General features: G+C 40.3%; 25 protein-coding genes. 12 read left to right on the forward strand and 13 right to left on the reverse strand.

From position 1 onward, the window contains the following. Positions 1-40 precede the first annotated feature (40 nt). Positions 41-481: a MerR family transcriptional regulator gene (locus C6348_RS00465; RefSeq protein ID WP_034620022.1), complete on the reverse strand. Its 441-nt coding sequence runs from the start codon at positions 479-481 to the stop codon at positions 41-43. A 334-nt stretch (positions 482-815) separates the two neighbouring features. Here C6348_RS00465 and C6348_RS00470 point away from each other — a divergent pair, with 334 nt between their 5' ends. Both C6348_RS00470 and C6348_RS00475 read left to right on the forward strand, forming a co-directional pair. After that, positions 816-2,198: a hemolysin family protein gene (locus C6348_RS00470; protein ID WP_106041433.1), complete on the forward strand. Its 1,383-nt coding sequence runs from the start codon at positions 816-818 to the stop codon at positions 2,196-2,198. A gap of 89 nt (positions 2,199-2,287) precedes the next feature. Continuing rightward, positions 2,288-2,680 carry a transcriptional regulator gene (locus tag C6348_RS00475; protein WP_106041434.1) on the forward strand — a complete coding sequence of 131 codons (393 nt, stop codon included), beginning with the start codon at positions 2,288-2,290 and terminating at the stop codon, positions 2,678-2,680. Here the strand turns inward: C6348_RS00475 and crcB (C6348_RS00480) are convergent. Genes crcB (C6348_RS00480) through C6348_RS00490 form a run of 3 tightly spaced genes read right to left on the reverse strand, consistent with a single transcriptional unit; the run spans position 2,677 to position 4,160 of the window. Continuing rightward, a complete protein-coding gene (gene crcB / locus C6348_RS00480; RefSeq protein ID WP_060595868.1) occupies positions 2,677-3,042 on the reverse strand; it encodes a fluoride efflux transporter CrcB in 366 nt (121 codons plus the stop codon). The two genes, C6348_RS00475 and crcB (C6348_RS00480), sit on opposite strands and share 4 nt — an antisense overlap. Further along, positions 3,043-3,438, reverse strand: a complete 396-nt coding sequence (crcB, locus tag C6348_RS00485; RefSeq protein ID WP_060595870.1) for a fluoride efflux transporter CrcB — start codon at positions 3,436-3,438, stop codon at positions 3,043-3,045. A 5-nt stretch (positions 3,439-3,443) separates the two neighbouring features. Continuing rightward, positions 3,444-4,160, reverse strand: coding sequence for a glycerophosphodiester phosphodiesterase (locus C6348_RS00490; RefSeq protein ID WP_106041436.1), 717 nt, complete (start codon positions 4,158-4,160; stop codon positions 3,444-3,446). A 306-nt stretch (positions 4,161-4,466) separates the two neighbouring features. Here C6348_RS00490 and C6348_RS00495 point away from each other — a divergent pair, with 306 nt between their 5' ends. From C6348_RS00495 to C6348_RS00505, 3 genes are all read left to right on the forward strand, one after another. Then, positions 4,467-4,568 (forward strand): YhdX family protein, encoded by a 102-nt coding sequence (locus C6348_RS00495; protein WP_017360338.1) that lies wholly within the window; start codon positions 4,467-4,469, stop codon positions 4,566-4,568. A gap of 164 nt (positions 4,569-4,732) precedes the next feature. Next, on the forward strand, positions 4,733-5,821 hold the full coding sequence (locus tag C6348_RS00500) for a mechanosensitive ion channel family protein (RefSeq protein WP_060595874.1): 1,089 nt from the start codon (positions 4,733-4,735) through the stop codon (positions 5,819-5,821). A 29-nt stretch (positions 5,822-5,850) separates the two neighbouring features. Then, the gene (locus C6348_RS00505; RefSeq protein ID WP_411266098.1) at positions 5,851-6,582 is read left to right on the forward strand and encodes an NAD-dependent protein deacylase; all 732 of its coding nucleotides are present in this window, start codon (positions 5,851-5,853) and stop codon (positions 6,580-6,582) included. A gap of 43 nt (positions 6,583-6,625) precedes the next feature. Here C6348_RS00505 and C6348_RS00510 read toward each other — a convergent pair whose 3' ends face one another. After that, positions 6,626-7,480, reverse strand: coding sequence for a polysaccharide deacetylase family protein (locus C6348_RS00510; protein ID WP_106041441.1), 855 nt, complete (start codon positions 7,478-7,480; stop codon positions 6,626-6,628). Positions 7,481-7,776: 296 nt separating this feature from the next. Between C6348_RS00510 and dat the strand changes: the two genes are divergently transcribed. Next, complete coding sequence (gene dat, locus C6348_RS00515; RefSeq protein ID WP_106031624.1) at positions 7,777-8,634, forward strand: D-amino-acid transaminase; 858 nt, start codon at positions 7,777-7,779, stop codon at positions 8,632-8,634. A gap of 46 nt (positions 8,635-8,680) precedes the next feature. Here the strand turns inward: dat and C6348_RS00520 are convergent, their stop codons facing one another. Further along, a complete protein-coding gene (locus C6348_RS00520) occupies positions 8,681-9,187 on the reverse strand; it encodes a universal stress protein (protein WP_003210990.1) in 507 nt (168 codons plus the stop codon). Between the two features lie 557 nt (positions 9,188-9,744). Here C6348_RS00520 and bmrC point away from each other — a divergent pair. Continuing rightward, on the forward strand, positions 9,745-11,502 hold the full coding sequence (bmrC, locus tag C6348_RS00525) for a multidrug ABC transporter ATP-binding protein BmrC (protein ID WP_106041443.1): 1,758 nt from the start codon (positions 9,745-9,747) through the stop codon (positions 11,500-11,502). Next, entirely contained in the window at positions 11,499-13,514 is a 2,016-nt protein-coding gene (locus C6348_RS00530; RefSeq protein ID WP_106041445.1) for an ABC transporter ATP-binding protein, read from the forward strand. Before bmrC ends, C6348_RS00530 begins: the two co-directional genes overlap by 4 nt. A gap of 119 nt (positions 13,515-13,633) precedes the next feature. On the opposite strand, the gene C6348_RS00535 is transcribed toward C6348_RS00530, so the two are convergent. From C6348_RS00535 to C6348_RS00565, 7 genes are all read right to left on the reverse strand, one after another. After that, positions 13,634-14,251 (reverse strand): NAD(P)-dependent oxidoreductase, encoded by a 618-nt coding sequence (locus C6348_RS00535; RefSeq protein ID WP_034663640.1) that lies wholly within the window; start codon positions 14,249-14,251, stop codon positions 13,634-13,636. A gap of 286 nt (positions 14,252-14,537) precedes the next feature. Then, the gene (locus tag C6348_RS00540; protein WP_034663637.1) at positions 14,538-14,741 is read right to left on the reverse strand and encodes an alpha/beta-type small acid-soluble spore protein; all 204 of its coding nucleotides are present in this window, start codon (positions 14,739-14,741) and stop codon (positions 14,538-14,540) included. A 233-nt stretch (positions 14,742-14,974) separates the two neighbouring features. After that, positions 14,975-16,081 (reverse strand): ABC transporter ATP-binding protein, encoded by a 1,107-nt coding sequence (locus C6348_RS00545; protein ID WP_034663634.1) that lies wholly within the window; start codon positions 16,079-16,081, stop codon positions 14,975-14,977. Positions 16,082-16,220: 139 nt separating this feature from the next. Continuing rightward, positions 16,221-17,096, reverse strand: a complete 876-nt coding sequence (locus C6348_RS00550; protein WP_106041447.1) for a helix-turn-helix domain-containing protein — start codon at positions 17,094-17,096, stop codon at positions 16,221-16,223. A gap of 20 nt (positions 17,097-17,116) precedes the next feature. Then, a complete protein-coding gene (locus tag C6348_RS00555; RefSeq protein WP_003211787.1) occupies positions 17,117-17,326 on the reverse strand; it encodes a YheE family protein in 210 nt (69 codons plus the stop codon). 155 nt (positions 17,327-17,481) lie between these two features. Further along, complete coding sequence (locus tag C6348_RS00560) at positions 17,482-18,840, reverse strand: YheC/YheD family endospore coat-associated protein (RefSeq protein ID WP_106041449.1); 1,359 nt, start codon at positions 18,838-18,840, stop codon at positions 17,482-17,484. After that, positions 18,797-19,900, reverse strand: a complete 1,104-nt coding sequence (locus tag C6348_RS00565; protein ID WP_106041451.1) for a YheC/YheD family protein — start codon at positions 19,898-19,900, stop codon at positions 18,797-18,799. The genes C6348_RS00560 and C6348_RS00565 overlap by 44 nt, the downstream gene beginning before the upstream one ends. Before the next feature lie 214 nt (positions 19,901-20,114). On the opposite strand from C6348_RS00565, the gene C6348_RS00570 reads away from it, so the two are divergent. The 4 genes from C6348_RS00570 to C6348_RS00585 all read left to right on the forward strand — a co-directional run bounded on the left by C6348_RS00570 (position 20,115) and on the right by C6348_RS00585 (position 24,660). Then, positions 20,115-21,248 (forward strand): DUF445 domain-containing protein, encoded by a 1,134-nt coding sequence (locus C6348_RS00570; protein WP_106041453.1) that lies wholly within the window; start codon positions 20,115-20,117, stop codon positions 21,246-21,248. 122 nt (positions 21,249-21,370) lie between these two features. Beyond that, entirely contained in the window at positions 21,371-21,730 is a 360-nt protein-coding gene (locus tag C6348_RS00575) for a YlbF/YmcA family competence regulator (RefSeq protein ID WP_106039568.1), read from the forward strand. A gap of 449 nt (positions 21,731-22,179) precedes the next feature. Next, positions 22,180-23,046, forward strand: coding sequence for a Cof-type HAD-IIB family hydrolase (locus C6348_RS00580; protein WP_034663623.1), 867 nt, complete (start codon positions 22,180-22,182; stop codon positions 23,044-23,046). Between the two features lie 114 nt (positions 23,047-23,160). Then, positions 23,161-24,660, forward strand: coding sequence for a coproporphyrinogen III oxidase (locus C6348_RS00585; protein WP_034663621.1), 1,500 nt, complete (start codon positions 23,161-23,163; stop codon positions 24,658-24,660). Positions 24,661-24,699: the final 39 nt, after the last annotated feature.

The following is a 24,699-nucleotide window of genomic DNA, read 5'->3' on the forward strand; positions in this document are numbered from 1 at the left end:
CTTTGAGAACGAAGGTAACACCTCCTGTTTAGTAAAAATTTTAACTTAACAGCAGTAAAAATGATTGGACAGCCGTCATCTTTTCAGGTGTAAGCTGCTCTTTTAATTTTTCACGTTGTTCTGGCTGAAGCTGCTTACAACGTACCAAAATGCGGTCCATATGCTCGTTCATCCGATCGATATCAGAGGTTAAATGGACAAGTTCATCAGGATCTTCCTTTTGAGAAGGGAATTGTTCATCTAATCTGGATTTGATGTCAGAAAGAGCCAATCTCTGCTGTTTGCAAAGAACGATTAATTGTAATCGTTTTAAAGCATGTTCATCGTAATAACGATAATTTGAGCAAGATCTAACAGGCGCAAGCAAACCTAGATTTGTATAATAATCTACAGTTCGTTTCGTCACCTGTGCAATCTGTGCTAGTTCACCAATACGATACTTTTTCTCAGCCCCATCTGAACATCTCCTCCTAACCGTCACGTTATAGTTTATGAAAATAGTTTAATATAATTCGAGTCTGAAATACAAGTTAATTGTTCATATTTCCTGCCGATATGAACATTAGAGAGGGATTTCTCAGTCTAGATTGTCCTGTCAAATTTGACATAGTGATACAGGAATTTTCAGATTATTTATGGTAAGATAAAATGAATACCGTTTCATATATATGTAGAGAAGCGGATTTATACGTGAACCGGAGGTGGTTAAGTGGGGCCCTCAATGTAGTCTTATTTAATCAGTTAACCGTTTTGCAAAATATAACATCATCAATCAGGAGGTGACTCCTTGTTCTTCTAAGAAAGAGCAAGGTTAAATGGACGATATTGTTAATCTGAGTATAGTCGGTGTTTTGATTGCTTTAACAGCTTTCTTTGTTGCATCTGAATTTGCCATAGTAAAGGTGAGAAGTTCAAGAATTAATCAGCTTGTTGCCGAAGGGTCCAAAAAGGCCATCGTGGCGAAAAAGGTGACATCAAGGCTAGATGAATATTTGTCAGCTTGTCAGCTCGGTATTACAGTGACATCCCTTGGTTTAGGGTGGATTGGTAAGCCGGCTGTAAAAGAACTTTTGGTTCGAGGTTTCGGTTTGACAAACATTCCTGATTCAGCAATCAGCCTGATCTCAGCAACACTTGCGTTCTCTATTATTACCTTTTTGCATGTAGTCGTCGGTGAGCTTGCACCAAAAACGCTTGCGATTCAAAAGGCGGAAAAAATGACGCTCTGGCTGTCAGGCCCGCTGCATGCATTTTATATCCTGATGTTCCCTTTCATTTATGTGTTAAACGGGTCAGCCCGTGTTCTAACCAAAATGATGGGCATCGATATGGGGTCTGAAAAAGAACATTCCCATTCTGAAGAGGAATTGAAGATTTTATTATCTGAGAGCTTAAAAAATGGGGAAATCAACCCATCAGAATATAATTATATGAACAAGATTTTCGACTTTGATAATCGAATTGCCAGAGAGATCATGGTACCGCGGAGAGAAATTTGTGCAATTCCAGAAGATATGCCGCTAGATGATATCCTCTCCATCATGACGCAGGAAAAGTATACACGCTTTCCCGTGTTTTCAGGGGATAAAGACCATGTCATCGGCATGCTGAACAAAAAGCAGCTCTTTGCAGATCTTGTGTATCAAGGAGAAAAAGATCAACTGAAGATTCAAGATTATATATATCCAGTGATTGAGGTCATTGACACGATTCCTATTCAGGAGCTTCTCGTCAAGATGCAGCGCGATAGAATGCATTTGGCGATTTTAACCGACGAATATGGCGGAACGTCTGGACTTGTCACAACAGAAGATATTTTAGAAGAGATTGTTGGAGATATTCGAGATGAATTCGATGAAGATGAGCAGCCGGTTATTCAAAAAAGAGCCGATCATCATTATGTTTTAGATGGCAAAGTAAGATTAGATGAAGTGCAAGATTTGATCGAAATGTCATATCATGATGAAGAAATTGATACAATAGGCGGGTTAATCTTAAAAGAGAATATTGATATCCGAGAAGGACAATCCATTTATCTTGATGATATTCGGATGAAGGTCTTGGAGATGGATGGACGCTATGTTAAAAAGATCGACCTGAAGAAAGGCGTCACATTATCAGAAAAAGGAAATGCACGCACTGGGCTTGATATAAAAGAGCCGCTGTTAGTAAATGAAATGACCTTGAGCGAAAAATAAGCTCAAGGTTTTTTTAGGTATTTAGTCTCTTTTTGCGAATGTTTGTTCGGGTTATAATAAGAACAAATGTTCGATAGAGGGGGATGGACATGCTTTGGTATGAAACAGCAAGTATCACAGAGAAAAAAACCTCAATGAAACGTATTGAGTTTCATTTGAAGAATTTCAAAAATTACCAGGCAGCGATTTTAAATATCGAAAGACAGCTTGAAAACAGAAGCCCGCATCATCTGGATCACATGACACGGAAGAAGTTAGAAGAGCAAAAAAATCAGTATGAACTCATCGTTGCATGTATTGAAACAGCACTAAAAGAGTTGGATGAAATAGAGCAGCAGCTCATCGATTACAAATATTTTCGAGATTGGCGGATGGCCAAATGTGCGATGGAAATCGGCTACAGTGAAAAAACACTCTTTTTAATGAAGCGCCAGCTCATGGATCAACTGCTCATCAGCTTAGCCGCCATTACCAATATTTAAAAAAGGTGATGTCCTATTTGATAGAACGCAGCAAAGAGACAGAAAGACCCGATGATCGTCATCAATAAGTAGACAGCAAGTTTTCCGATTTGCCGCTGCTCTAGCATGGTCGCAGACTCTACACTAAACGTAGAGAATGTTGTAAAGCCACCGAAAAAACCTGTTCCAATGATCATAAGCAGCGGATGATTGGCAGTCACGGCACCTGTCAGTATACCTAAACCGGCAGCACCTAATAAGTTGATGAGAATAATACTATACGGGAAACGAGCATGAGACTTGGTTTTCTGTATTAATTGGCTAATGAAAAAACGAAGGGCGCTGCCAATCCCGCCGGCAACAGCTGTATATAAAACGATCATTTATCTGCCTCCTCTCTGCTGCTTATTTTGATGAAAGAGCCGCTGAGCAAGCATCAGTCCACATAAGGCAGCGGCTACTCCGGCAATGACTGAGAGCAGGATGTAGATCACACTTGAGGTGAATTGCCCAGTCTGTAATAAAAGAACCGTTTCTTTAGAAAAAGTGGACATTGTCGTAAAACCTCCGCAAAATCCTGTTCCGATCAAAGCGGCAAGATATTTTTTTCCCTTCTGGAACATAAAATATCCTGTTGAAAAACCAAGAAGCAGACTGCCTGTTACGTTTTCGATTAGCGTTGCATAAGGGAATGTTTGGCTGACAATCGATTGGCTTAGTTCATATCTGCAAAGTGTCCCAAGCAGTCCGCCTATAAATACAGCAAGATACGCTTTCATTTACATCATTTCTCCTTTAGAAAAAATGGCGGGTGATCCGTCACCACTCCATCAACGGGATATTTTTTGATCCGATCGGCTGTTTTTTGGTCTTTCACAGTCCATATAAACACATCCATCCCGAATGAGTGGATGCGGTCTATCCACCATCTGTTGATCATCGTTTTCTTCATATTAAGACAATCAGCAAACGAGCTGTATGCAGTTAAGTTTCTTTTCGCCAGTTTAAATGCAGTAGGCTTTATAATCAAAGCTGTTCGAAGAGAAGGGGCGAAAGCTTTGATTCTTTGAAGTGCATGATCATCAAAAGATTGAATCATGATATGACGAGAATAGGCAAACCGATTGATGATGCGGGCAACTGCCTTTTCAATTCCTATCTGCCGTTTTGGGTGTTTGATCTCGATCAATATCCCGATCCGCTGGCTGTATCTCTCAAGAACTTCTTGTAATGTTGGAATTCGTTCATTCGTGTACTGCTGGTCAAACCAGCTTCCTGCGTCCAGTTTTTTCAGCTGATCAAGTGTATAGCTTTTGACTAAACCGTTTCCGTTCGTCGTTCGGTCAACTGTATCATCATGGATCACGACGACGTGCTGATCCAATGTGAGCTGTACATCTAATTCAATATAATCTGCACCCTGCTGAACAGCTAAATCAAACGCGGCAATTGTATTTTCTGGGGCAGCACTTGATGACCCTCTATGCGCGATAATATACACATGCTCCAGCTCCCTGACATAAGTTCTGGTCTTATCATATCAAATGCTTTACCGTTTTTCCTTCTTTACTATAGGGAGGGAAGAAGAGCTGTATGTAATGGTGAATCGCATTGCTAAGAAAGTATGATGATTCAAATGTGAAAAGTTGCAGGAATATCCCAAGCTTTGATTGAGTAAATCTGAAGTACATCAATTTTTCTTCGATCAATTTTGTCCAAATCGTCAGCGTTCGCCAAAATATTAGTGCTTTCGTCATGTTGACTGAAAATTCTGATGTTTTATAATGATGAAAAGGAGGCGAGATGATTGGGTAAAGGGAGAATTAGAGTGGAAGAACGTATTAAGGCCGAAACGGATGCTGAAATGTTTAAAGCGACTCTCCTTGATCAGGCTCAGAAGAAAAAGTAGTTTGCTGCCCGTCGATATGTCTCTAGCCAAAATTTCATAATTGAACATCATGCCTCGGGACTGGTCCCGAGGCTTTTTATATAGAGGTCAGACATTTATGAGAGGACATAAACGAAGGTTATATTATAAACTAGAGAGGATTGTTTTAAAGGAGAGAGACAAACATGATTACACAAAAATGGATGGATACATATTTTACAGTAGATGTTGCGATCCAAATCGGTATTAGCCTTTGTATTTTATTGCTTTTTTTATTGCTTCGGAAAGTATTTACGAAGTACTTATTTCATCTTCTCTTTAGGCTGACCAATCGGTCTAAAACGGAGGTCATTAACCAAATTGTTGTGGCTTTCGAAAAGCCAGCCAGACTGTTTTTTGTCGCACTTGGGTTATATTTTGCGTTAAGACAAGCACCATACTTTGAGCATCATATGGATGTCATCGTCAAATTATATAGATCCTCCATTATATTGATGCTGACATGGGGGCTTTGTAATTTAACCGCAGCTTCTTCTTTCTTATTTCAAAAAGTAAATTCGAAATTTGAATTGGAAATGGATGATATTTTAGCACCGTTTTTATCAAAGGTACTTCGCTTCATTATCATTGCACTAAGTATTAGTGTCATTGCACAAGAATTTAATTATGATGTAAATGGACTTGTGGCAGGTCTTGGTCTAGGTGGTCTAGCCTTTGCGCTTGCTGCCCAGGATACGGTGGCGAACTTTTTTGGAGGGATCGTCATCATTACAGAGAAGCCTTTTACAATGGGTGACTTTGTGGAGACGCCAAGTGTTCTTGGAACTGTCGAGGACATTACATTTCGAAGCACAAAGTTTAGAACACCTGCTGAAGCTGTTGTGACAGTTCCGAATTCTACGCTTTCAAAGGAACCTATCACGAACTGGACGAGAATGAATAAACGCCAAATTACGTTTTCCGTACGTGTATCCTATAATACACCAAAGGAAAATCTTGACCGATGCATCAAACGTCTCAAACAAATGCTTTATGAACATGATGGGGTGCACAAGGAGACGATCATGGTAAATCTCGATGTACTGGCGGACAGTTATTTGAATTTATTTTTCAACTTTTACACAAACACGACGGCCTGGGCTGAAAACCTTGATATTAAACAGGACATTAACTACCGTATCATGGATATCTTCCATCAAGAAGGTGTAGAATTTGCCTTCCCTGGACAGACCATTTATATGAAACAAAAAGGCGAAAAACAGCTGGGTGAATAAAGGAGGAATGGTGAGTGGATCAAACAAAGGTGGCAGCGCTAAGCGAGAAATTAACGCAGGCTTCACATATTATGGTACTTTCAGGTGCGGGTATGAGCACGGAATCAGGTATCCCCGATTTTAGATCAACGGGCGGCTTATGGACTGAAGACACCGCCCGCATGGAGGCGATGAGCCGGTCCTACTTTTTATCACACCCTCAGCAATTCTGGCCGAAATTCAAGGAATTGTTTCAGATGAAAATGAGCGGGAAGTACGAGCCGAATAGCGGGCATACCTTTTTAGCCAGCCTTGAGAAACAAGGAAAACATGTGGATATTTTCACCCAAAATATTGATGGCCTGCATAAAAAAGCAGGAAGCCAGCAAGTATATGAACTCCACGGTTCCATTCAAACAGCTACTTGCCCATCGTGCCAAGCGACATATGAACTGCCTTATTTATTACAAGAAGAAGTGCCTGTATGTCTAAAGGTTTCCTCAGACGGACGGACATGTGGGCGTGTGCTGAAAACAGATGTTGTCCTTTTTGGAGACAGGGTCAAACATTTTGATCAAGTAGAGAAATCACTTCAGCGAGCGGACCTTCTGCTCGTCATGGGGACTTCCCTAGAAGTGGCGCCAGCAAGATATATTCCAGAAGATGCCGCTCAAAATCCTTCCATCTTCAAGGTGATGATGAATTTGAGTGAAACAGAATACGATCCACTGTTTGATCTTGTCTTTCATGAGCGAATTGGCGATCTCGTGAAAGCTTTATAAATCATCAAAGACCCCGCATCCAAAAAAGGTGCGGGGTCTTTCTTTATTGTTGCAGCGGCTTCATCGATTCATCAAGGACTTCAAATGTATAGCCCTTCGCTTTTAGCTGTGTGATTAAACTGTTTAAGTATTTTGCTGTCGCTGGCTGATCGTGCATTAAGATGATTTTTGGTTCATTTGGATGTTTTGTCTCAAGCACTTGCAGCTGATTTAATACCTCTGGTACATATTTTGAGCTTTTATATTTCCAGTCAAGACTGTCAATTGTCCAATCCCAGTATACAAAGCCTTTTTGTTTTAAACGTGCCTTTTGCTGATCCGTTAAATTTGGGGCGCTGCCATAAGGTGTTCTCACAAGATGTGTATACTCACCTGTGACAGAAGCCAAAATGCGCTGATCTTCCTTCATCTCATTGACGGGAGAATCACTTTTTTGATAAAAGCGTTTCACATCATGTGTGATACCATGAAGCCCTAACTGATGACCTTCTTGATGAAGTCTTTTCACAGCTGCCGGGTGTTCCTTAATCTGCGGCCCAAGCATAAAGAATGTGGCCTTTACTTGATGCGCTTTGAGCACATCTAAAAGCTGATTTGATGTCGCTGACGGACCATCATCAAAGGTTAAAAAGATCGTTTGATCCGTTACATGTTTGTTTGGGTTGATCTTAAAATGTGCATCTAATGTTTTCGTAGAATCATCTTTTGCTTTCAGACTTGTGCTTGTGTCTCGGAATTGACTGCTCGCAGACATTTTAGCCGGCTGATCTGCTGCCTGCATATTGGTTTTAGATATATCCCAAATAAAAAAGAGGATCAGTGACAGAATCACTAAACCAATCGCCTTTGAGAGCAGCATCGTGTTTGAAGGTGTCTGTTTTTTCGTAACCCGTTGCATTACAATCGCTCCAATAAATCAAAAATTTGTGTCGAATCATGTAGTAGATTCTGTCTTTTTTCGCTGTTTTTTGTCGTGCTCATATCGATTAAGTATACAGGAAAAAAGAGCCTATGAATATAGAAGATGCTAAAAAATTGGAATCTTTTTGGTTATGAGTCTATGTTTGTTACAATAGAAAGTTGACCATTTATCATGATGTGAAATAATTCTGAATAATCATTGAAACGTACTCATTTATCCGCTAAGATAGCATCAGACTCAACCATTAATGCGAAGCGAAGGGGAGATTCCGTATGAAAGTATTGTATAATGGCGATTTCATTGAAAAAAAGGATGCACATGTTGATATTGAAGACAGAGGCTATCAATTTGGTGACGGCGTCTATGAGGTCATCCGTGTATACAATGGGACTTTGTTTACATTAAAAGAGCATACAGAGCGTCTGTTCAAGAGTGCAAAAGAAATCGGCATTCATCTTCAAGGTGCAGTATCAGATATGGAAGAAAAGTTAAAACAGCTCGTCGCCCACAACCAATTAACAGATGGAGGTGTGTATATTCAAGTCACGCGGGGCGTCGCACCGCGTAAACATCAATATGGCGATTCTCTCACTCCTCAAATCACAGCATATACGTTCCAGGTGAAAAAGCCTGTTCATGAGCAGACAGCTGGTGCAAAGGCCATATTATCTGAGGACCTTCGCTGGTTAAGATGTGATATTAAAAGCTTAAATCTCTTATATAACGTCATGGAAAAGCAGAAGGCATCTGAAGCTGGTGCATTTGAAGCCATTCTCATTAGAGATGGTTTTGTGACTGAGGGAACCTCCTCGAATGTATATGCCGTCATTGATGGCGTGATTCGCACACATCCAGCAAACAATCTTATTCTAAACGGTATTACCCGTAGAAAGCTTCTTGAGGTATGTAAAGAAGAGGGATGCAGTGTTGAAGAAACTTGTATAAGTAAAGAAGAGCTGCTGCGCGCGCAGGAAATCTTCATCAGCTCGACGACGGCTGAAGTCATTCCGATTGTTGAAATTGATGGCCAGCCAGTAGGGGAAGGCGTTCCAGGAGAGTTGACAAAGCGTGTACAGGAAGGCTTCCAGCAAAAAATTAAACATGAAAGTGAAGCATCTATTTCTTCATAAATAAAGAGAGGCTGTAAACCAATGTTTACAGCCTTTTGTGATTCTTTTATTTTACAATAAGCACAGGTATATCTGATTTTGATGATAACTTTTCACTTACACTGCCAAAGAGCATTTTTTTCAATCTGCTTTGGTCACGTGCTCCCATGACGATGAGGTCTGCTGATATGTCTTCAGCATATTCGATAATCGCTTCCGCTGGTTCCCCCTCAACAATTTCAATGGCAGCTTCAAACTGCTCCTCATTTAAAAGCATTCTTGCTTCTGCAACGACCTCTTCTGTATGATCTTCAAAAATCAAGGGACTTTGCTGTTCATCATGAGGTACATACACAGGGGGTGTTTGAAGGTCTGCCATGCCGCCGCCGATATAAGCTCCGCCAGTCATTGGGCGTGGTGCATCAAACACCTGTCTGCTTGATTTGCCATCATGTGCATAGGCAACAGTCAGCTTGGCATTCAAGGTTTTGGCTAGAGCGATTGCCTTTTTTAATGCTTTCTTACTGTCTTCATGTCCATCAAACGCAACGACCATCCGATCAGCTTGAAACAATGTCCTCATTCCTTTCAAAAGGAGTCTTTACACTCATGGTATACCCGTTATCTGAAAAAGATACACATAAAGGCGGTGAACTTTTTGTTAGAAAATTTCATTTATTGAAAAATATTTATTGACAAAATGATGACAGCCACTATAAGATAAAAAAAGATTCAAGAGCCAAAAGGAGGAAATGTCATGTGCAACATTGGAAGAATGAAGTCAAACTGCATGAATGGGTTGATTCACGTGACAATTACACCTTCATTGGTCATTGAAAAGGGACTCGTATGTTCCAATTGATCGGATGAATCAAGGCGTATGTTGCGTATTTGTCAACATGCGCCTTTTTACATGACTAAAAGAGGCGTACCAGACAGCTGGTTGCCTCTTTTTTTGTTGTATTCATTTCGCATTTCGAAATAAAGGGATGGAGATCAACAAGTAAATGAAGAGGAGTGAAAGCATGTGAACATGCCAAAAGCAAGACAAATGACAAAAACCAAAAAAACGAAACAAGGTGACAGCCAGGAAAATCTAGAAAGCGGCTAGCTTTAAAAGGAGAGACAAACATGTTTTCAGTATTTGCGAAATTAGGCTGGTTCTTCAAACAAGAGTGGAGGCGTTATACGATCGCCATTACGCTTCTGCTCATTGTGAATGTGCTTGAAATGCTGCCGCCAAGATATCTTGGGCAGGCAGTTGATGACATTCGTTCTGGTCAATTTACAACATCCAGTATTGTGTTTTATGTAACCATTTTTTGCTTGCTAGGTGTCGTCGTCTATACGCTGACATATTTTTGGATGTATCAGTTATTTGGCGGCGCAAATGTCATGGAGCGTGTGATGCGCGGGAAGCTCATGCGTCACTTACTTAAGATGACACCCACCTTTTATGAAAAGAAAAAAACCGGTAATTTAATGGCATTAGGTACAAACGATTTAAATGCTGTGGCTTTAACGACAGGTTTTGGCGTTCTGACATTGGTTGATTCCACTGCTTATATGCTGATGATCTTCTTTACGATGGGGCTGACGATTAGCTGGAAATTAACCTTAATGGCGATCATCCCTATGCCGCTGATGGCGCTCTTGATTGCGTATTATGGCAGCAAGATTCATGATCGCTTTACAGTTGCTCAAGATGCATTTGGTGATATGAACGATCGCGTCCTTGAATCAGTCGCAGGTGTCCGGGTTATTCGGTCTTTTGTACAGGAGAAACAAGATGTCGAACGCTTTCGCCAAATGACAGATGATGTATTTCAAAAAAATATGAGAGTGGCGATCATTGATTCATTGTTTGAGCCGACAGTGAAATTACTTGTCGGTGTCAGCTACTTAATTGGAATCGGCTACGGAGCCTATCTTGTGTTCCAAAGTGATTTAACCATTGGTGAGCTTGTAGCATTTAACGTCTATCTTGGAATGATGATCTGGCCAATGTTTGCGATAGGCGAATTGATTAATATTATGCAAAGGGGAAATGCGTCGTTAGACCGGTTGAATCATACACTCAGCTACAAGCCGGATGTCACAGACGCTTCTCAGCCAAAAACGTTACAAGAGCCTGGCGATATTCAGTTTGATCACGTGACATTCAGGTATCCAACTTCCCCTAAAGATAATTTAATTGATGTGTCCTTTACGGTTCGAAAAGGGCAGACAATCGGAATTGCAGGCAAAACAGGAAGCGGTAAAACGACTATCGTAAAACAGCTTCTGCGCCAGTATCCAACAGGTGATGGTCAAATCCTGCTATCAGGAGTCCCAATCCAAGAGATCGAATTGGATCAGCTATTTCAATGGATCGGATACGTACCGCAGGATCATATCCTTTTTTCAAAAAGTGTAGAAGAGAATATGCGCTTTGGTCATCGGGACGCAAAACAAAATGAATTAGCACAAGCGATCAAAGATGCTTACTTTGAAAAAGATTTACGTCTTTTGCCAGAGGGTCTCGAAACCATGGTGGGGGAAAAAGGTGTGGCGCTGTCAGGTGGACAAAAGCAGCGAATTTCCATTGCGCGCGCTTTATTAATAGACCCCGACATTTTAATACTGGATGACTCGCTTTCTGCGGTAGATGCAAAAACAGAAACCGCTATTTTAGAAAATTTAAGGCATAATCGTCATGGGAAAACGACGTTTATTACGACTCATCGTCTATCAGCTGTTGAGCATGCGGATCTCATACTTGTCATGGAAGAAGGACGCATTGTCCAAAAGGGCACCCACGAAGAGCTCATTCAGCAAGATGGGTGGTACAAAGAACAATTTCTGCGTCAGCAGCTGACAAACCAGCTGGAAGGAGGGGATGAGGCATGACAACAGGAAGAAGACTCCTTGCCTACGCACTCCTTTATAAGAAAGTACTGTCTGTTGCCTTGATCTTTCTCATCATTGCAGTAGGTGCTGAACTGACAGGACCATTTATTGGGAAGAAAATGATTGATGATCATATTTTAGGTGTAGAAAAACCGTATGTCGAAGTCAATGAAAAAACAGACAAAACCGTTTATTACCAGGGAAATAACTATATACGAAGCGATCGATTAGACAGTGGTATGAAATCCGGAAAACAAATCAATGTGGTGCAAGTCGGATTCGGTTACTATTTTGTAAATGAGCCGATTCGTTTTGATGGAAACCGAAAGATATCCGGAGATCAGCTTACCATTGAAAATGGGAACGAGCGCGAGACTTATCAAGTACAGCGTTTATCCAAAGAGGAAATTTTCTCTTTTTATGAGCCGGAAATCAGTGGTTTGGTGCAGCTTGTTCTATTTTATCTAGGGCTTCTCGTCATTGCGATTTTCTTTCAGTATGCGCAGCATTATCTGCTACAGCGGATAGCCAATCGAATTATTCAAAAAATGAGGGTTGATGTATTTGAGCATATTCAAACGCTGCCTATCCGGTATTTTGATAATTTACCGGCTGGAAAGGTCGTAGCGAGGATTACCAATGACACTGAAACCATTCGTGATTTATATGTGACAGTCCTCGCTAATTTCGTGACGAGTGCTATTTACATGATTGGAATTTATATTGCCATGTTTTTATTAAATGTGAAGCTGGCACTCATTTGTTTGGTGGCGGTACCGATTATTTTCCTATGGTCAATGACCTACAGAAAGTTTGCATCAGTGTACAACCACCGCATTCGTTCGATCATTAGTGACATCAATGCCAAGCTAAATGAAGCCATTCAAGGGATGACCATTATTCAAGCGTTTCGTCATGAAAAAGTGACGAAAGAGGAATTTGATGAGCTGAACAACAATCACTTTCGATATCAGCGAAAGATGCTGCATTTAAATTCACTTCTGTCGCATAACTTGGTTAACCTGCTTCGGAATTTAGCATATGTGGCACTCATTTGGTATTTTGGCGGTGCGTCCTTAAGTGCGACGGGCATTGTGTCAATTGGTGTGCTCTATGCGTTTGTCGATTATTTAAATCGATTATTTCAGCCGATTACAGGCATTGTGAACCAATTCTCGAGATTGGAATTAGCAAGGGTTTCATCGGAAAGGGTTTTCCGATTATTAGATGAGCCAGGAACAACAGTGGAAGAACCTGTTCAAAAGAAAATGGAGGGACACATTCAGTTCCAAGATGTCACCTTTGCTTATAATGAAGGAAATAATGTATTAAAGAACATTACGTTCGAGGCCAAAAAAGGCCAGACGGTTGCACTTGTGGGGCATACCGGTTCTGGGAAAAGCTCGATCATGAACTTGCTGCTGCGTTTTTATGACATTCAGCAAGGAGACATTTTCATAGATGGGGAAAGCATTTATCACCAGTCACGCCAAACGTTGCGTAAACAAATGGGCATTGTGCTTCAAGACCCGTATTTATTTTCCGGAACGATTGCATCCAATGTCAGCTTAGGAAATGAAGACATTAAAAGAGAAACGATTGAATCATCATTAAAGCAAGTAGGCGCAGTAGAGTTATTGAAGCACCTGCCAAAAGGATTTGATGAACCAGTCGTTGAAAAGGGAAGTACTCTTTCCTCAGGGGAACGTCAGTTAATCTCATTTGCCCGTGCATTAGCGTACGATCCAGCGATCTTAATTTTAGATGAAGCCACCGCAAACATTGATACAGAAACAGAAGCGATCATTCAGCGGGCGCTTGATGTCGTCAAAGAAGGACGAACGACTTTTGTCATTGCTCACCGATTATCCACCATTAAGAAAGCCGATATGATTTTGGTATTAGAAAAAGGTGAAATTGTCGAGCGAGGCAGTCATGATCAACTCATGCAGCAAGAAGGGCTGTATGCGCAAATGTACGAACTGCAAAAGGGTGCTGTTGCAAACAGCTAATGAATAACAAAAAAGAGCCTATTCACTTTGAATGAGGCTCTTTTTATTTGCATAAAAAGTCGAGGATTCGTTTTTGACCTCGACCTTTACTAGTTATATCGTTTACACGAGCTGCATCATCAGTAGGCAATGCCGACGCGTTGATGTACAAATTCCTTCGAATTTAACTGCTGATATAAAAAGTGTGCGGTATCTTCAACTGAAATTTTCTTTCCATCTATAGGGAGAAAATCTTTTTCATAGCGATATGACCGTGTCACATCTCCATCTGGTAAATAGGTTGGACAAATAATGGTCCAATCTAGATCAGTCGATTGAAGGATTTCAAACGCTTTGGCATGCTCTTTAGCTGCTCGGGAAGTAGTCCGCCTTGATTCATTTGTTTCAAAACGGTAAAGTTCCGGCTGCTGCCTTGCCTTTAAAATACCTGCCGTACCAATTGTAATAATTCTTGAAGTATTTGATTGCTTCATGGCTTGTACGATATGCTCCATTGAAACAGATAATGTATCATCACCATCTGTTGATAGACAGCTCACAACAATATCTGCTCCTTTGATCGTCTCAAGCACATCTTCTCGATTTCTTGAATTGCCGGTGACTTGAAACATACCCGCAAGCATTTCTTCTCGGTTTGTCCGAATCAATGAACGAACTATGTAACGATCATCTACTTGAACGAAACGAAGAAATGCTTGTCCTACACGTCCATGAGCACCGAAAAGAGCTATTTTCATCTGTTCGATCCCTCCACTACATACTATAAGTGAAAAGAACCCAAAATGGTACAACTTTTATGTGATGCTTTTTTTATAAAAGTGAAAGGACCGAATACTATGAGCATATTCACATAATAGAGAGATCCCTACAAATTGTAGAAGTTCAAAGTTCATACCGGAAATAATGTCCATGAAGATCCGCTCCTTTCTACTACATGATATGAGCTGGAAAGGAGATTGGTGAGGGATAAAAATAAAAAAAGAAGACACCTTAAGAGGTGCCTTCTATGATCCAAATATGAAATTAAGCTTGTGTTCCACCCATGTGTTGTTGAGCGTAAGATACAAGACGCTTAGTGATTTCTCCACCAACTGATCCGTTAGCGCGAGATGTTGTTTCTGCACCAAGGTTTACACCGAATTCAGAAGCGATTTCGTACTTCATTTGGTCGATTGCTTGCTCTGCTCCAGGAACTAGTAATTGATTTGAACTATTAGAATTTGCCATGATGTGAATCTCCTTTTTGTATATGATTTGGTTTTTGGTTGGGTTTGCTGGAATCGCACCAGCGAAATGAGCAAGTCATTTGCCACTTGGCAAAACCCAATGCAGTAACTGCTTTGTACTAAGTATTATGGTGATTTCTGAAAAAAACATACGAGAAAAGAACATGGTAAATGTTGTTCAACATGCAAAAAAACCATCACTCAATCATGAGTGATGGTGCTGCATGTATCTCTTTATTCAGCGGAGCGAATGCGGAGCTCCGTATCCGAGTCAAAGAAGTGGGCTTTGTTCATATCGATGGCAAGAGGTATAGACTGTCCAGCCTGAACATCGGTACGAGAATCAACACGAGCAATAAACGATTGACCATCGAGAGAAGAGTAAAGCATCGTTTCTGCTCCCATTAATTCAGCAACTTCTACGTTGGCATCGATCTTTGTGCCCTCAGATGCCTCTATAAACACGGGTTCATCATGAAAATCTTCTGGTCTGATACCAAGGATGATATCTTTTCCGATATAACCTTGGCTGCGTAATACCTTCATCTTTCCTTCTGGTACACGAATATGCGTTTTTCCAACTGCAATGGCACCGTCAGAGAGCTTTCCTGTGAAAAAATTCATCGCAGGAGAGCCAATGAATCCACCTACAAATACATTCTCTGGATTTTCATATACATCCTTCGGCGCTCCAACCTGCTGAATAAAGCCATCTTTCATCACAACAAGGCGAGTAGCCATTGTCATAGCTTCAGTCTGATCATGTGTGACATAGATAAATGTCGTTTGCAGACGCTGATGAAGCTTAGATATTTCAGCACGCATCTGAACGCGAAGTTTTGCATCTAAATTAGAAAGCGGCTCATCCAAAAGAAAGACCTTTGCATCACGCACAATTGCTCTCCCAAGTGCAACACGTTGTCTTTGACCGCCAGACAGAGCTTTTGGTTTTCTGTCTAAATATTGCTCAAGCCCCAATATTTTCGCAGCATTTCGAACCCGCTCATCAATTTCTGTTTTCGGGAACTTCCGCAGCTTTAATCCAAAAGCCATATTATCGTATACATTCATGTGAGGGTACAAAGCATAGTTTTGGAAAACCATTGCGATATCCCGGTCTTTTGGTGCTACATCATTCATCCGTTTTCCGTCTAACAGAAAATCCCCTTGTGAAATCTCTTCAAGTCCTGCAATCATGCGAAGGGTTGTTGATTTTCCGCACCCAGATGGACCAACAAACACGATAAATTCTTTATCTTCTATATGTAGATTAAAGTTGTCTACTGCTGTTACCTTGTTATCATACACTTTATAAATTTGATTGAGCATCATTTCAGCCATAGATGATAACCTCCCCATCCTCTTATTGAAAGCGCTTTACTTGTAAATAAAGTGTATAAAATGGGGAAGCGTCTGTAAATGGACAACATGCACAACATCTCATTTTCACTTTTGGGCAGGATGCTCATGTCATTGATTGTTATGAAAGGTCGAGAAGATTCATCATAAAATAAACAGCAGATGCTTCTGGAAAATGCCGTATATCGATTCCTGTGCGCTCAATAAATTTATCGATTCGATATTGAAGGCTGTTTCTGTGAACATATAAAGCTTTTGCTGCCTTGGATGCATTTAAGTTACATTGCATATAGGTCATGAGGGTGCGGTAAACGTCCCGATCAAGGACCGCCTCTTTAAAAGCATCTGAAATAGCATGAGAGAGCGCGGATTCATCATAACGTATGAGTGATGGCAGACATTGATAAAATGTGGAAATCCCTGATCTAAGCTTGCCTCGCTGCACATGGTCCAAGAAAAGTTTCTGTTCATTTAACAATTTTTTTTGTAAATGTCCATTTGGCAAATGGAGCTGTCCTTGTAAAAAGACTGAGTCTGTTAAAAAGTCACTTGTAATGGCTAGAGACAAATCATTTAGCAGATCTAATTGACTATTTTCTGATGTAGCGTTTGTTTGAATCAGCATCGCTGTATCAGCGCCTGTCCAAATGAAATGAGCATGTTCGAGGCTGTGAACCACAGCCTCTTTTATTTGCTGCCTTTGTTCTGCTTGATGGGACATTTTAAAATAATATACACGGACGGGGTGCTGAACGGTTAGTGGTTTGTTATCAAAAAGATAGCTGTACCATTTTTGTTCATCCTCAGTCTGCTTTGTATGAGAAAGATCAATTGGTGTAAGGAAAGTATTGAGAAGAAGTGTTTCTCTCGCTGTAAGCTCTGATTTGTCTACTCCAAATAATTCGCCTTCGTCTGTTTGATACCAAAGAATTTGATGATCATTTGTAGGTGAGCTGATGATATGCTCTCTGTAAACAAGCTTTAATTTTTCTAACATGGCGAAGCTCCTTAAACAGTTTAATCATAGACATGGAATAGCATTAATTCGTGGATTTCTTCTTTTAAGGTTGGTTCGACTTCATGAGGTGGAAGCTGGGAGCCCCATTCAATATCACCTGTTTTGTGGTAGATGCCTTCGTAGTGCGCACCATTGTGAAAAAAGGATATTTTCCAGCCTGGCAACTGTGCTTTCTTAAAGAGAGGTTTCCATTGAAAATGAGAAATCATATCATCATTGCCTCCTTGCTTTTATTGATGAAACAATAAATAAACACGACAATACGGAAACAACCTTGAACTTGATTTTATTGTATCTCATCTGATGAAAAGAGCATAGGAAAAGCATAGATTTCATAACACCATCAATTTAAAACGAAAAACAGTTAGTAGACGTTCGTGTGGTCTGTAGTTGTTGAGGTCGTTTGTGAAAGATAAGATGCATAATCCATGATTCTTTTCCCAATCAGCCTTTCTGAGTTTCGCAATGAAACATGCTGGAAAATCTCGCGGCCAGGGCGAGAATTGGCTTCAAACATCCAGATAGCTCCTGTCTGATCAATGCCTAAATCAAAACCGATTTCACCAATATGACCGGACATTTTTTCATCTATCACCTGACTAAGCGTGATGGCAGTATAAGAAAGCTGCTCTAAAGTTTTCAAACGCTTCTTCTTTTCTGGAAAAACATCATAAAGTGTTTTTACTAAGCCACCATGTAAATGGTGAGTCGTTACTGTGTGATTGCCAGAGACTTTTGCTGCTGCTGCCGTGACTGTCCAATGGCCGTACTTATTTTTATTCGTATGAACTCTGAAATCCATTGGTTGATTGTCTATTTGAAGAAGTGCAATGCCTTGTTGAGCCATAAAGTCTTGAATTGCGTGATCTTTCCGGAGCTTGGTCACGAAATGCTCTATTGAGTCATATGGAACAGCGCTTCCGTGATTTGAGCATACAGTGATTCCATGAGCCGTCTTCTTTAATTGATAAATACCGTCGCCGTGACTTCCATTCGATGGTTTTAAGTATATGACCTGATGTAGATGGAGGAGTGTTTCTATTTTATTTAGAGCGTCCACCGGATCCAATTGTATGGAATGTGGAAGAAAAGGACATGTTTTTTCATCTGTTAACAGTTGTTCATGAATATCCCATTTATTAAAAAAATAAGGGTTGAACCAAGGAATATCATAGTCTTGTGTGAGTTTACGCTTTGTTTCTTGAATGAATGCCGACTGAGCAGCCTTTCTATTTGGAAGACGGTCGTAAATGACTGACGGCAGAGGCATCTGTTTTTTAACCCATGTTTGCTGTTGGTACAACAACCCTTCTACTATTCCTTTATCCCAATCAATAGAATGTGTACCAAAAAGGTAGGCAAATCCAGCATGCTGCCTGAAAGAGTGCAGCAGTTTGATAAAAAAGTCTGATCTCGTTCCTAGTGGCTGCGCGCTTTGCCCAAAACCTGCGGTGAAAATGCCAAGCAGCGGCCCTATAAACAGTGTATGATCAACGGCGATCACATCAGCTTTTGATTGATAAGGAATTAGTAAATTTCTATATAGATTTTCTGATAATAAAATTTTATTTGGATGTTGATGATAGGAAACGGTGAAGTCATCTACTAAACGGGACCCTAAAGCAAGAGAATAGATCGCATCCTGCTGTTTAAAATGGGCGGGAAGATGAACTGTTTTTTCACTTGTGAGATGAGGGGCGATGATGAAGCGATTTTTGTTCATAAGAAACCTCCTTCGGTTGAGACGTCATCGATTGAGCATGTGCAAGAATGGTACGAATCAATTGATCTTCCTTGTCAGGATAAGTTTTTAAAAAAACGGATCGCCCTGGCTTTGATCTTATATTTGATATGAAAAGCCTGCCTTCACTTGTATGGAGTAAGTCTACAGCGAATTCAAAGCAAGGGGAGAAGGTTTTATCTATATATGCTGGGAGAGATGCTTGAATGGATGCAATATCATCTAAAAGAAGCTCTTTGATGTGCGGCTGCAATGTGTTTAGATAGTGATCAAAGCCTATCATGGGAGCTGATTTTTGTATAATGTTTAAATGACTATTTTCTGTAGGTGATTTTGTGTGAATCCCTATGCGATTCCATTGATTTTGTGAATCTTTCATAAGGAAAATCCTTATTTCATTGAATAAAAAGTCTTTTTGATCACTCGTCTGAAAAAATTGAAGGAAATATCGGCCTACGTACTTTTTGCACCAGCGCTCTATATCTGATGAACGCGAAAATGTGATGACTTGCTCGGGACTTAGCTGAACAGTGAAAGTGTTGTCTTTTAAGAAAATGAAGTAAGTAGATGCTGCATGCTGTTGAGAGAGCGGCTGCATTTTACAATAACCGTCTTTCCTTACCATGTTGAGAAGGTCTGATGGCTCTTTTAATAATGAGCAGACAGGTAAATATGGCTGTAAAGAAGGGAGGAGACGGAGCTGCTCAAATAGCATCATTTTATTTGAAATACCTGTATTCAAAAAATCTGTTTTCGGATACTTTTTCAGCCATTCCATGATTGGTTTTGCTTTTTTAGATTGTGCGTCATGCTTGTAAAGGCATCGATCGTAAATCAAGTCAGGAATCTCAAATTCTACTGCGGCAAATCCTTGACCATTCGTATAAGTTTGACCTTGTATCAAATTTGAAGCCGGCTTTAAATCAAATGGTGTAAAACGAACAACCTTTAAACCATAAGAAGGGGCAGCTTTGGCTAACCCACGAGTGAATGCCTCTTCATACTTTGAAGAAAGGGTCACAATACCTAATGTTGATGTCATTAAAAAACACCTTCTTTTCAACTTCTTTTTTTACCAGCACAAAAACACTTTTTCATGATTTTACATAAAGATTGCGCTCCTTTATCATTACGACAGATCGATTGATCATATGTCTAGCAACATGCTTCATTTGCTTGGGGACTTGACAACAACTATAATACGTATAGATTAAACCAATAAACATCGGGTGTTGTTTGAAAGGTAGATGACGACTTTGAATATATTCACAACGTTTATCTTTATGATTGTTATAGGCGCAGTCATAGGAGCAGCGACAAACCATCTTGCAATTAAAATGCTTTTTCGGCCTTATAAGCCATACTATTTATTTGGGAAACAGCTTCCATTTACACCAGGGCTCATTCCTAAAAGAAGAGACGAAGTAGCCAAGCAGGTTGGTGTCATGGTTATGGAGCATTTGCTCACGCCAGAAGGAATTCAAAAGCGATTTGAATCATCGGAGGCAAAGCAGGAGATCTTGCATACAGTCCATCGATATATTGACAAAGGCGCTGAAATGGAGATAACAGTGCTATCTTTGCTTGAAAGATTCGGCGTATCACAGGCTGACGTCAAAGCAGATGAATGGATCCATCAGTGGTCTGATCAAAAGCTCAATTCACTGCTTGAAAAATATAATGAGCAAACTTTATCTGAATTGCTTCCGCTAGATGTGGAAAACAAAATATCTTCAAAAATTCCAGATGCAGCAGATTATATTTTAAAGAGAGGGATTCATTATTTTGAAAGCGAGGAAGGTAAAGCAAGACTTGGCAATATGATTGATGATTTCTTAAAGGAACGAGGCATGCTTGGCAGTATGGTTCAAATGTTTCTAGGGAATTCAAGCTTAATTGATCGGGTACATCCTGAAATCATCAAATTTTTAAGAAACGCAGAAACAAAAAGATTTTTATCAGATTTGCTTGTTCAAGAATGGGACAAGGTGAAGCAGTTTTCTCTTCAGGAGCTAGATGAAAAATGGAATGTGAAGGAGCTTGCTTATAGTGTGAAAAAGCAATTGCTTTCACACTTCTCTACAAAGCTGATATTAGACAAGCCAGTTGGATATTATGTCAGTGCAGTAGCGCTTGATCTCAAAACACACTTTGCACCAGTGCTTGTCGACAAGGGGATTAAAGCAGCATCGAATGCTTTAGAGGGACTGCTCGCAAAGCTCAAATTTGAAGATATCATTCGTGAGCAGATTGAACATTTTCCGCTTAAAAAAATGGAGGAGCTTGTGATTAGCATTTCCAACAATGAACTTAAAATGATCACGTTTTTAGGCGGTTTTTTAGGCGGATTAATCGGCGCAATTCAAGCAATCTTTGTCACGCTATTTTAAGACAAGCTAGAGAAATTTTGATGAATTCATTGTATATATGTGCAAACGAAAGCCATAGTTTGTTATAGTGGAGTGGTGTCCGCCGATCATATCGGTGATAACGGATAGAAAGGAGACATAACATGTCTGTAAATGTTTATGATGTTGCATATGACCTTGAAAAAGCTCTGCGTCATAGCGAAGAATATTCAACTTTAAAAAATCTTTATGATGAGGTAAACGCGGATGAGTCCTCTAAAAGAATGTTCGAGAACTTCCGGGACATTCAAGTAAACCTTCAACAAAAACAAATGACTGGTCAAGAGATCACACAAGAAGAAGTGGAGCAAGCTCAAAAAACAGTGGCACTTGTTCAACAGCACGATAAAATCTCTCAGTTGATGGAAGCAGAACAACGTGTGAGTGTTCTCATCGGAGAATTAAATAAAGTGATCATGAAGCCTCTTGAAGAGCTTTATGGGAATCCAGAAGAAAATAATTAATGAAAAGGGCGATGATATTCGCCCTTTTTTTATTTCACATGTTCCCTGTCCAACTTTTCAAAAAAAGGTTGTCGAAGCTCATAAATTCTGCGATAATACTTATATTGAAAGTGCTTTCAAATGAGCGCTCTCATGGGACAATTGGGTGCGTTTCACTTGGGATTTAAGGCGATTAGCCAAACGAGAGAGAAGCGCTTCTGGGAGAAACGCAAAGCATAAGGGGATCTGATATAAGCAATGCTTTGGTGTGTGAAAGATAAGGGGATCATGGGGAGCTTCATCACCTCATTGTGACGCATCCAAACCATACATAAAAAAAAGCCTAGGGGTAGGCTTTTTTTATTTGCAAAAGATTCATAACACAGGGCTCTTTCAACTGCATGTTCTAAAGCACCAAGCTAGGGCATATCCTCATCGTAAGTACAGTCATCAAGAAGGGGGATGCCTCAGTGTCAAAAAAACTACTTGCACTCAATATAGATGGAACGTTACTTCGTTCCAATGGAAAAATCCATTCCGCTACAAAAGAAGCTGTGGAATACGTGAAGAAAAAAGGGGTTTACGTGACGCTTGTCACCAACCGGCATTTTCGTTCCGCACAAAAAATAGCCAAGGCGTTGAAGATTCCAACGTCAACCCTTGTGACGCATAGTGGTGCATTTATCGCGAATAAACTCGATGAGCCGCTTCATGTGAAGAAACTAACGGAAGAAAAAACATTTAATCTTGTGCAAATTCTTGAAAGCTTTGATTGTAATGTTCGCTTACTGCATGAAAAATTCTCAATTGGCAACCGGAAAAAAACGCAGTCACAGCTGATGGGAAAGACGTTGATTCATCCGTCTGATCCAATTTTCTATCCTGTGCAATTTGTTGAATCGCTAAGTGATATGCTGATGGATGAACCGGTCAGTACACCGGTGATTGAAGTATATTCGGCCGCAGAGCTTCAGCCTGAAATTCACCGAACCATTCAACAAGCTTTTCCATCTGTCGATCTTATTCAGATCAGTGATGAGAAAATGAATATCGTATGCAAAGGCGTATCGAAAGAAGCGGGGCTTTCTCTTTTGACTTCAGCATTAGGTTTGACTTTAGAAGATACGGTGGTCATTGGGCAGGGGACAGATGACATCCCAATGCTCGAATTGGCTGGCTTAGGCGTTGCGATGGGAAATGCCCCTCATTCTGTTAAGCGTAAAGCCGATTGGGTGACACGTTCGCACGATGAACAGGGAGTCGCTTATATGATCAAAGAATACTTTAGAATGCAGCAAAGAGAAGGATTTTTACATCAATTCGATATTAAACGATAATATAGACGAAGGCCCTGTCAATCAAGAAATGGCAGGGCCTTCAACTGTTCCAGTCATTGCTTTTCCTACATAGATTTTGTAAAATGAAACAAGTTTGAAGATAAAGGTGATACGATGCGAATTTTAATTAAAGGGCTGTCAGATGAACGATTTCATCGCCCGCTTGTTAATATAGCCAATTTATTTGAAGAAGATAGTGAAGTGCTGTTTGATACAGGAGAATTAGAAGATGGCTTAACCATGGTGTTTAGCTGGAAAGAAGAAAATGGAACGGTGGAAGCATCTGGTCACATCGCTGGATCAGACATCACTAGTCGTTTTTCGCGAGACGTCCCAGAGGGCTTGAACGATAAGGAGCGCTGGAAGCAAATCAAAAACACAGTGCTGTCTGTTTATTTACATCTGCTTCAGGAGTACACAGGAATGACGCAAAAGTGGGGTATTCTCACAGGGATACGTCCTACAAAATTACTCCATAAGATGCTGAGAGAAGGCATGACAAAGGAAGACGCGCATGCCGCATTAAAGCGTGATTATTTGATTCATGATGAAAAAATCGATTTGATGCAGGAGATTGTCGACCGTCAGCTTCAAGCGATTCCTGACCTGTATGACCTTCAGCAGGAAGTAAGTATTTATATTGGTATTCCTTTCTGCCCAACCAAATGCGCTTATTGCACGTTTCCTGCTTATGCGATTAAAGGACAAGCTGGAAGAGTGGGAACGTTTTTGTTTGGTCTGCATTATGAGATGCAAAAAATCGGTACTTGGCTAAAAGAACATGGTATCAAAGTGACGACTGTTTATTTTGGCGGAGGTACGCCGACGAGTATCACTGCGGAAGAAATGGATTTGCTGTATGAAGAAATGTATCGCTCGTTCCCTGATGTGAAACATATACGGGAAGTGACTGTCGAAGCAGGACGTCCTGATACGATTTCACCTGATAAGCTAGAGGTGCTAAACCGATATCATATTGACCGGATTAGCATCAATCCACAATCGTATGAGAATGAAACACTGAAAGCCATTGGCCGGCACCATAGTGTAGAAGAAACGATTGAAAAGTATCACTTATCAAGACAGTATGGCATGAATAACATTAATATGGACTTAATTATTGGTTTGCCGGGAGAAGGGCTAAAGGAATTCCAGCATTCCTTGCAGCAGACTGAAGAACTTAAGCCTGAATCTTTAACCGTGCATACGCTCTCCTTTAAAAGAGCTTCTGAGATGACGCGCAATAAGGACAAATATCAAGTAGCAGACCGAGAAGAAATCACACGTATGATGGATGAAGCGGTCGCTTGGACGAAAGCACATGACTATCATCCCTATTATTTATATAGACAAAAAAACATCTTAGGGAACCTTGAAAATGTCGGGTATTCATTGGATGGGCAGGAAAGTTTGTATAATATCATTATTATGGAAGAAGTGCAGACAATCATTGGGATTGGATGCGGTGCTGCTAGTAAATTCATTGATCCGCGTTCAGGAAAAATTACGCAGTATGCCAATCCAAAAGATCCAAAATCGTATAATGACCGCTATGAACACTATACCGAAGAGAAAATTGAATTTCTTGAGTCATTATTTGTTCCTCACGTTTAAACACTGCGGTGACGCAGTGTTTTTTTCATTTGTAAAAGG

Source organism: Bacillus sp. YBWC18, assembly GCF_002998775.1.
Taxonomy (GTDB): Bacteria; Bacillota; Bacilli; order Bacillales; family Bacillaceae; genus Bacillus.